Origin of the sequence: Lactiplantibacillus sp. B652, from assembly GCF_023806745.1 — a bacterium.
In the GTDB taxonomy this organism is placed as follows: domain Bacteria; phylum Bacillota; class Bacilli; order Lactobacillales; family Lactobacillaceae; genus Lactiplantibacillus; species Lactiplantibacillus pentosus.
In genome coordinates this window covers 373,063-380,565 of sequence record NZ_JAMSKY010000003.1, presented here as the reverse complement: position 1 = coordinate 380,565, position 7,503 = coordinate 373,063, and the positions used below count along the sequence as shown (strand labels likewise).

Genomic DNA, 7,503 nt, shown 5'->3' with positions numbered 1-7,503 from the left:
AAAATGGGACGGACTAGTTCAAATTGTCGGCGAGAAATATTACTGGGATAATTCATTACTGATCACCTTTTTTGAACTATCATACCAAATTAGCTAGATTTCAAACAGGTTCTTAGTAGATCCTCGCCAGATTGAAGTTCAGACCGTCGCGGAAGAAATTACTGATAATGATATTGTGGTACGGCCAAAGTATTTATCCGTTTGTCATGCGGACACGCGCTATTTTACTGGGCAGCGGCCACAAGCGACGTTACGACAAAAACTACCGATGGCTTTGATTCATGAAGGCGTTGGCGAAGTGGTCAAGGATCCCCAAAATAAATTCAAGCCGGGGACGCTAGTGGCGATGGTGCCTAATACGCCTTTTGAAACGGACCCAATTATCAAAGAAAACTACTTACCAACGTCGAAGTTCCGTTCCAGTGGCTATGATGGCTTTATGCAAGAGTATGTGAGTCTCCATCGCGACCGGGCAATCGTCGTTCCAGACAACTTTGATCACCAAATGTCAGCTTTCATTGAAATGGTTTCAGTTGGCGTGCACGCGTTGACCCAGTTTGAAGCTGTCATGGATGCGGACCGCAAGATCATTGGCATCTGGGGTGACGGTAATCTCGGCTTTATCACGGCCACGTTAGTCAAACAGATCTTTCCAGACAGTCAGTTGATGATTTTTGGCCGTCACCGTTCCAAGCTGGATTACTTCTCATTTGCGGACAAGACCTACTTAGTCGACGATATTCCAAGCGACTTACAAGTTAGTCAGGCCCTTGAATGTACTGGTGGTCGCGGTAGTGAATCAGCAATCGCCCAAATCATTCAGCACATTCGTCCAATGGGAACAGCCATTTTAATGGGTGTTTCCGAAGATCCAGTTGGCATCGATACGCGCTCCGTTTTAGCAGAAGGCTTGACGCTACGTGGCGTAAGTCGGAGTGGTCGCGCTGATTTCCAACGGGCCATCGACATTTTGACCAAGAGCCCGGTTACCCGTGAACGGCTGCAGAACTTGGTCGGCTTCACACGCAAGGTCAGCACGATTCAGGATATAACCGATTTCTTTGAAGGCGCCCTAACCAACTATTGGGGCAAGGCGGTGATGGAGTGGGACGTTTAAATTTAAAAACGTTAAAGCTATTGTTGCTACGAGCTGGTTTCAATGGCTTATATCAACTATTCTATTGGTTGGGCGGCCCCAAGCAACATCGGGTCACATTTGCCACAATGCGGAGTCCTGAACTCACCGATAATCTTAAAGTCCTACATGCTAAGTTCGTGGAAGACAGTGACATGGATTTGAAAGTTTTCTGCTATCACTATGATCGGACGCTAAAAAGCAAGTTTGGATTTTTATTGGCGTCAGTTCAGGCATTACGACTGTTGGCACGCTCTGAAATGTTTATCATCGATGATTATTTTTTCCCGCTGTATGCGATTAATAAGCATCCCAATAATCAGGTCGTTCAACTGTGGCACGCCATCGGCTCATTAAAACACTTCGGACTCAGCTTGCCGACCGCTGATGATAGCGTCATCAAGCCGCATACCAATTATGATTGGGTGTTTATCAACTCCGAAGTGGATAAACCCGCTTACGTGGCGGCTTTTGATATTCAGCCGGACCATGTGCTTGCGACGGGTGAGCCAATGATGGATGCGTTGATGGCGCAGCGTCCAGAACCACATGCTGGGGCCAAACGCTTGCTGTACTCACCGACTTATCGGCCAGATGCAAATGGTGAGGCACAAGTGTTACACTATATACATGAGTTGATTACGGCTAGTGAACAGCTTAAACAACCATGGGAAATTTACGTCTCTTTGCATCCATACCTCAGCTTGCCTGAGTGGCAGCTGCCGAGCAATGTGCATATTTTCCAAGATGCAACGCGGGTTAAGCAGTTGATGCCGACGATTGATGTGTTTGTGACCGACTATTCGTCATTGTCGCTTAATTTTAGTTATTTCGAGCGGCCAATTTTGCTATTTACGCCTGATTATGAGCAGTATATGGCCAAAAATGGCTTTTACGTCGATTATTATCACTATCTCGGGGCACCACACTTTGATGAGGCTGGTGCGCTTATAAGCTTCATTGCGCATAATTTGAACCAACTCGACTTGAGCTATGTTCACGAGTTAAAGCAAAAGACATTTCCACATCAGGACGGACACAACGCCCAACGAGTGTTTCAATTCTTAATGAAACAACTCTAATTATCTAGTAGGGAGCGCATAATTTATGTTACAACGATTAAAACGAATCGCGCGGCGTGTCGTTTATGGCCGGCGGGGACCGGTTCAACCTCAGGAACAACCAACGACCGAGTCAACGGAGCTATCACGTGATGCGCTTGAATTCATGAACTCGCAACGAATCGCAAAAGATGCGGAATCGTTAATCAAACGGCAGGTGACCAAGCTGGACTTTAATAGTTCCTTCCTGGTCATCGAAGGTGCCGCTTGGTTTGAGAAGTATCCAGAAAAAGATGCTGAACGAATCGTCAAGAGCTTGATTTTAATTAATGATCAAGGCGATGAGATTGCCGTGCCATTAGTCAATACCACCGTCGACCGGCCGGATTTTCCGGCATCGGGTTATCACGGGGAAATCAATTTCTCGACGATTTCAGATGGTAAACCATTAGTTCCTGGAACGTATGAAATGAAGCTACAGTTGGAGCAATACCTTGGTAACGGTTGGCTCATTCGACGGACCACGATCGGTCAAATCGTCGATATTCATCAAGATTTAAACTACACCACTAAGATGACGAGTTATTCTGCCAAGAGTAACAAGTCGTACAGCTTGATTTTCCGGTATAGTTTGGCTTCACAAGCATTAAAGGTCACCTCGTACAAACTGAGTGACGTTAACCCGCTTGAAAATGAGTTTGATGATACTGTCGGTCTTGAGAGTGCGGCGATGCGGGCAATCAAACGTCGGGCGCTAAAAGCCTGGTATCGCTGGTATAGTTTACAACCGATCCATAAGAAGCAAATCTCATTTGTTTCGGATAGTCGGGTCACGATTTCTGGAAACTTTGAGTTCATTTACCAGGAACTCAAACGCCGCAATACCGACTTCAAGATTTCCTTTTACTTAAAGCCAAGCATCAAGACTAAGAAGACTTGGAAGGAAGTTCGGACGTTAGCCAAAGCGCTCGCAACGAGTCGCTATGTGATTCTAGATGATTTTTATCCGCTCGTTTATCCGTTGCGAATCCGCGAAAATGCCGATTTGATTCAAGTTTGGCATGCCGTTGGGGCGTTTAAGACCTTTGGCTATAGTCGTCTAGGAATGCCAGGTGGTCCCAAGATTCAGTCCCTTAATCATCGTAACTACACTGAAGCGCTGGTCTCATCGCACAATATCGCGGATAAGTATGCTGAAGGATTCGGGATTTCGATTGATAAAATCGCACCGTTGGGGATTCCGCGGACCGATATTTTCTTCGACGAGCCTAAGAAACAGGCGATTCGCGAACGCTTAGAAGACGACTTGCCATTCATTAAGGGTAAGAAAGTGATCCTTTTTGCACCAACGTTCCGTGGTAACGGTCAACAATCGGCTTACTATCCATTTGAAATGTTGAATTTCAAAGAAATATACGAAGCCCTGCATGAGGATTATGTCTTCCTATTGAAGATTCATCCGTTCGTGCAAAACAAACCGACACTTCCGTACGAGTATTCTGACTTTTACTACGATGTCTCAGATTACCGCGAAATCAATGACTTGCTATTAGTCGCTGACCAGTTGATCACGGACTATTCATCCGTTTGTTTCGAATATGCCTTACTCAAACGACCGATGATTTTCTTTGCACCTGATTTAGCTGACTATATGCAGTCCCGGAGTTTCTACTTCAACTACTTTGACTTCATTCCAGGTAGTTTAGCCGAAAACACCGGTGATTTGATTCAACAGTTGAAGCATCCGAAAATTGATCGGGCCAAGCTCGATGGTTTCGTCGACTTCTTCTTTGATGATTTAGATGGTCGTTCAACGGCGCGCTTTGTCGATGCACTTGAGAACAACTTTGAAGATCCAAATGCAGCTGAACTTGAAAATGCTGATGGTTTGGCTATCAGTGAAGATGGTAAGATTATTCCAGAATGGGGTAAGAAAGCCAAGTAACTTAACAACAACCCAGTTGTGCGGTATGATAATTGTCATGCGCAACTTCTGGGTTGTTTTTTTATGACCAATTGAGAGAGAGGACTAATCACATGAGCCAAGTTACAATTACACCAATAACCGTCGCTGACGCACCAACGTTACAGCAAATTAGTATCGAGACCTTCCAAGATACCTTTGGCGCACAGAACACGGCTGCTAACATGCAGGCCTACCTGCAGCAAGCCTACCAATTAAACACACTTGAGACGGAACTAGCCAATCCTCATTCCAGTTTCTTCTTCATTGGCCAGGATAATGAAATCATGGGCTATCTGAAGCTAAATACTGATGATGCCCAGTCGGAAGCGATGGGAGAGGATACACTCGAAGTGGAGCGGATCTATATTCGTCCGGGTTATCAGCATCGGGGACTCGGTCGCCAATTGATGCAGTTTGCACTGACAACGGCCAAGCAGGCAGGTAAGCAACGAATTTGGCTGGGTGTTTGGGAACACAATGAACCCGCCAAACGTTTTTATGCCAAATGGGGCTTCCGCCAATTCAGCGCACACGATTTTGTGATGGGCACTGATCGGCAAACGGATTTATTGATGATCAGACCTGTGGACGAAGTATAATTGGGTCTAGCAATTAAGTAACTTGTTACCACCAATCATCAGTCACAACGGTTATTGTACGACTTAATCAGATTTAAAGCGCCCTAACGGCAAAAAGCCACTTGCTTTTTGCCGTTAGGGCGCTTATACTAATAATCAATCGCACACGATTGAAAGGAGCATCGACAATGACACCTGAGATTGAGCTGGCTAACCAATTATGCTTTAGTATTTACAATGCTAATCGGTTATTCAACAAGTTTTACGTTGAAGCGTTGGCGCCATTCAAACTGACCTATGCACAGTATCTCGTGTTAATGGCTTTGTGGGAGCATGACGACCAGTCGCTGCATGAGCTTGGGACGGTATTGCGGCTAAGTAGTAATACGCTGACACCATTACTACGACGCATGGACGATGCCGGTTGGTTATGGCGGGAGCGTCCGGCCAATGACCGCCGTCAACTTATTATTCATTTGACTGAGCAGGGCAAGACCCAGCGCCAGGCAATCGAGACCGCCATCGCAACTTGTATTGGACGTTATCACTTAACCAGTGACGAGTATCAGCAAGCATTAGCGTTAAATCAAAAGATCGTTGATACCTTGTCGCAAGATTTGGCCTAAGGGGCCATTTTTATTGGCCGTTTCAATCGTGCACGACCGTTTATTTAACTGTTTATTCTAATTAATGCTTCACTAATTCAAGGAGGAACCGGATATGGCAAATTTTGACACAATTTTTATTGGTAGTGGTCACGCAACATGGCATGCAGCAGTCACGTTGGCACAGGCAAAGCGAAAGGTAGCCATCATTGAAGCGGACACAATTGCCGGGACGTGTACGAATTTTGGCTGTGATGCCAAGGTTCTGTTAGATGGGCCATTCGAACTAACTGAACAACTTAAACAATACCAAGGCATCGGGGTCAACGAGACACCTAAAATCGACTGGTCACAATTAATGGCCTATAAACAAAGTGTGATCAAGCCATTGTCGACTCAGATGACGGCAATTTTCAAGCAACTCGGTATTACTGTCATTACTGGTCATGGTGAACTGACTGATGCTCACACGGTACAAGTCGCTGGAACTGACTATACTGCCGATACGATTGTACTCGGAACAGGGCAACGTCCCGCACAGCTAGCGATTCCTGGTGCTGAGTTAATGCTAGATAGTCGCGACTTTTTAGATTTAGAAACGATGCCTAAACGCCTGACTTTCATTGGTGCTGGTATTATCTCGTTGGAATTTGCTGATATGGCGGTCTTACTCGGCTCAGAGGTCCACATCATCGAATTTGCACCGAGCGCCTTGCCCGCATTTTATCAAGATCACGTTCAAAAGCTGATTACGCACCTTGAACAAGCGGGCGTCCAATTCCACTTCGATGAAGCCTTACAGTCGGTATCAAAATCTGCTACTGGGCTGACCGCAACTACTGCTAACGGCTTAACGATTGAAAGTGACGCCATTGTTGGCGCGACCGGAAGAATCCCGAATGTTGAACACCTTGGGCTTGAGAAAGTTGGTATTCAAACTGACCGTCACGGTATTATTGTCGACGACCATCTGCGGACAAATGTACCGAACATCTATGCTAGTGGTGATGTCATTAGTAAGATGCTACCAAAATTAACACCAACAGCAACTTTTGAATCTAACTACATTGCCGGCCAATTGCTAGGGGCCACCGCTGCGATTGATTATCCAGACATCCCATCGGTCGTCTTCACGATGCCGCGGTTGGCACAAGTCGGGGTTTCAGTCGCCACGGCACAGGCCGATCCGGATACTTACCATGTCCAAGCCTTACCATACGGCCAAGTACTCGCCTTTCAATATCAAAATGAGACTGAAGCTGATCTTGAATTAGTCTTTGACCAAGAGAACTGTTTAGTTGGTGCTGCCATTTACGGTAATGGTGCACCGGATTTGATTAACCTGTTGACGATGCTGATAACCGACCGGGTAACGGCTGAAACGCTAAGTCAAAAAGTGTTTGCCTTCCCAAGTGCTTCAGTCGGCATCATCGATATGTTGACACCATTACTGCATCGCGAACACTAAATCGCTTTAGACCGTTCTGGACTAAGCCAGCCGAGTATGACACGAAAAGCTTAGTGATAACTTCATGTTAATGACAAAAGCAGCGCCTTCCATAATGGAGCGCTGCTTTTTTGGCCGTTAGAATAATCAAGAATGGACATTTTTATGCCCAGGATAATCCAATGCAAGTTGGACTAAGAGCTGCAATCCAGCGGCCGAAACCCAGATGATCAACCAAATAAAGCTGATCCAATTGATCCAAGCCGCATGCGTAAAGAGGTTAATGATGAGTAGCCAGTTCATCCCAAACAGCCAACCACAAAGACTCGTTTGGATTGGCCGTACCCAGTTCAGTGGTGGCTGTGGTCGGAGTGGTGCAATGATAATTAGTGCTGCAGGTATCAGCGCACTCTCGATGAGCGCCCCGTAATGTTGAGGGTCGGCTTGCCAGGCACTGATGCCGAAAATACTATAATGAATGGGAATCACATTCAATAGTTGTGCTCGCCACAAATACAGTCCAAGTGGTTGGAGCACCAGTAAGATGAATAAACCGGCAATTAGCTTGCGCATCTAATCACTACTTTCTTATTAGTTAATAACGTCATTTTATCAGGCTATCAACTAACTGACTACCGTATTATTGTAAACTTCACGTAAAAACGCTGTAAAATCCGACTATGATTTGTTCACTATGTTTTCATAACGTGA

7 protein-coding genes are annotated in these 7,503 nt (G+C 45.6%); 6 read left to right on the top strand and 1 reads right to left on the bottom strand.

Features of this window, described 5'->3' with window-relative positions; genetic code table 11:
- Positions 1–97 precede the first annotated feature (97 nt).
- From MZO40_RS06520 to MZO40_RS06495, 6 genes are all read left to right on the top strand, one after another.
- A complete protein-coding gene (locus tag MZO40_RS06520) occupies positions 98–1,117 on the top strand; it encodes a ribitol-5-phosphate dehydrogenase (protein WP_309487045.1) in 1,020 nt (339 codons plus the stop codon).
- Complete coding sequence (locus MZO40_RS06515; RefSeq protein ID WP_105921545.1) at positions 1,105–2,217, top strand: CDP-glycerol glycerophosphotransferase family protein; 1,113 nt, start codon at positions 1,105–1,107, stop codon at positions 2,215–2,217. The genes MZO40_RS06520 and MZO40_RS06515 overlap by 13 nt, the downstream gene beginning before the upstream one ends.
- Positions 2,218–2,242: 25 nt before the next feature.
- Positions 2,243–4,141 (top strand): CDP-glycerol glycerophosphotransferase family protein, encoded by a 1,899-nt coding sequence (locus tag MZO40_RS06510; RefSeq protein WP_050338629.1) that lies wholly within the window; start codon positions 2,243–2,245, stop codon positions 4,139–4,141.
- 92 nt (positions 4,142–4,233) lie between these two features.
- Positions 4,234–4,761 carry a GNAT family N-acetyltransferase gene (locus MZO40_RS06505; protein WP_050338628.1) on the top strand — a complete coding sequence of 176 codons (528 nt, stop codon included), beginning with the start codon at positions 4,234–4,236 and terminating at the stop codon, positions 4,759–4,761.
- Between the two features lie 167 nt (positions 4,762–4,928).
- Positions 4,929–5,366, top strand: a complete 438-nt coding sequence (locus MZO40_RS06500) for a MarR family winged helix-turn-helix transcriptional regulator (RefSeq protein ID WP_105920676.1) — start codon at positions 4,929–4,931, stop codon at positions 5,364–5,366.
- A 94-nt stretch (positions 5,367–5,460) separates the two neighbouring features.
- A complete protein-coding gene (locus tag MZO40_RS06495; protein WP_105961744.1) occupies positions 5,461–6,813 on the top strand; it encodes an NAD(P)/FAD-dependent oxidoreductase in 1,353 nt (450 codons plus the stop codon).
- 126 nt (positions 6,814–6,939) lie between these two features.
- On the opposite strand, the gene MZO40_RS06490 is transcribed toward MZO40_RS06495, so the two are convergent.
- The gene (locus tag MZO40_RS06490) at positions 6,940–7,365 is read right to left on the bottom strand and encodes a hypothetical protein (RefSeq protein WP_105961743.1); all 426 of its coding nucleotides are present in this window, start codon (positions 7,363–7,365) and stop codon (positions 6,940–6,942) included.
- Positions 7,366–7,503: the final 138 nt, after the last annotated feature.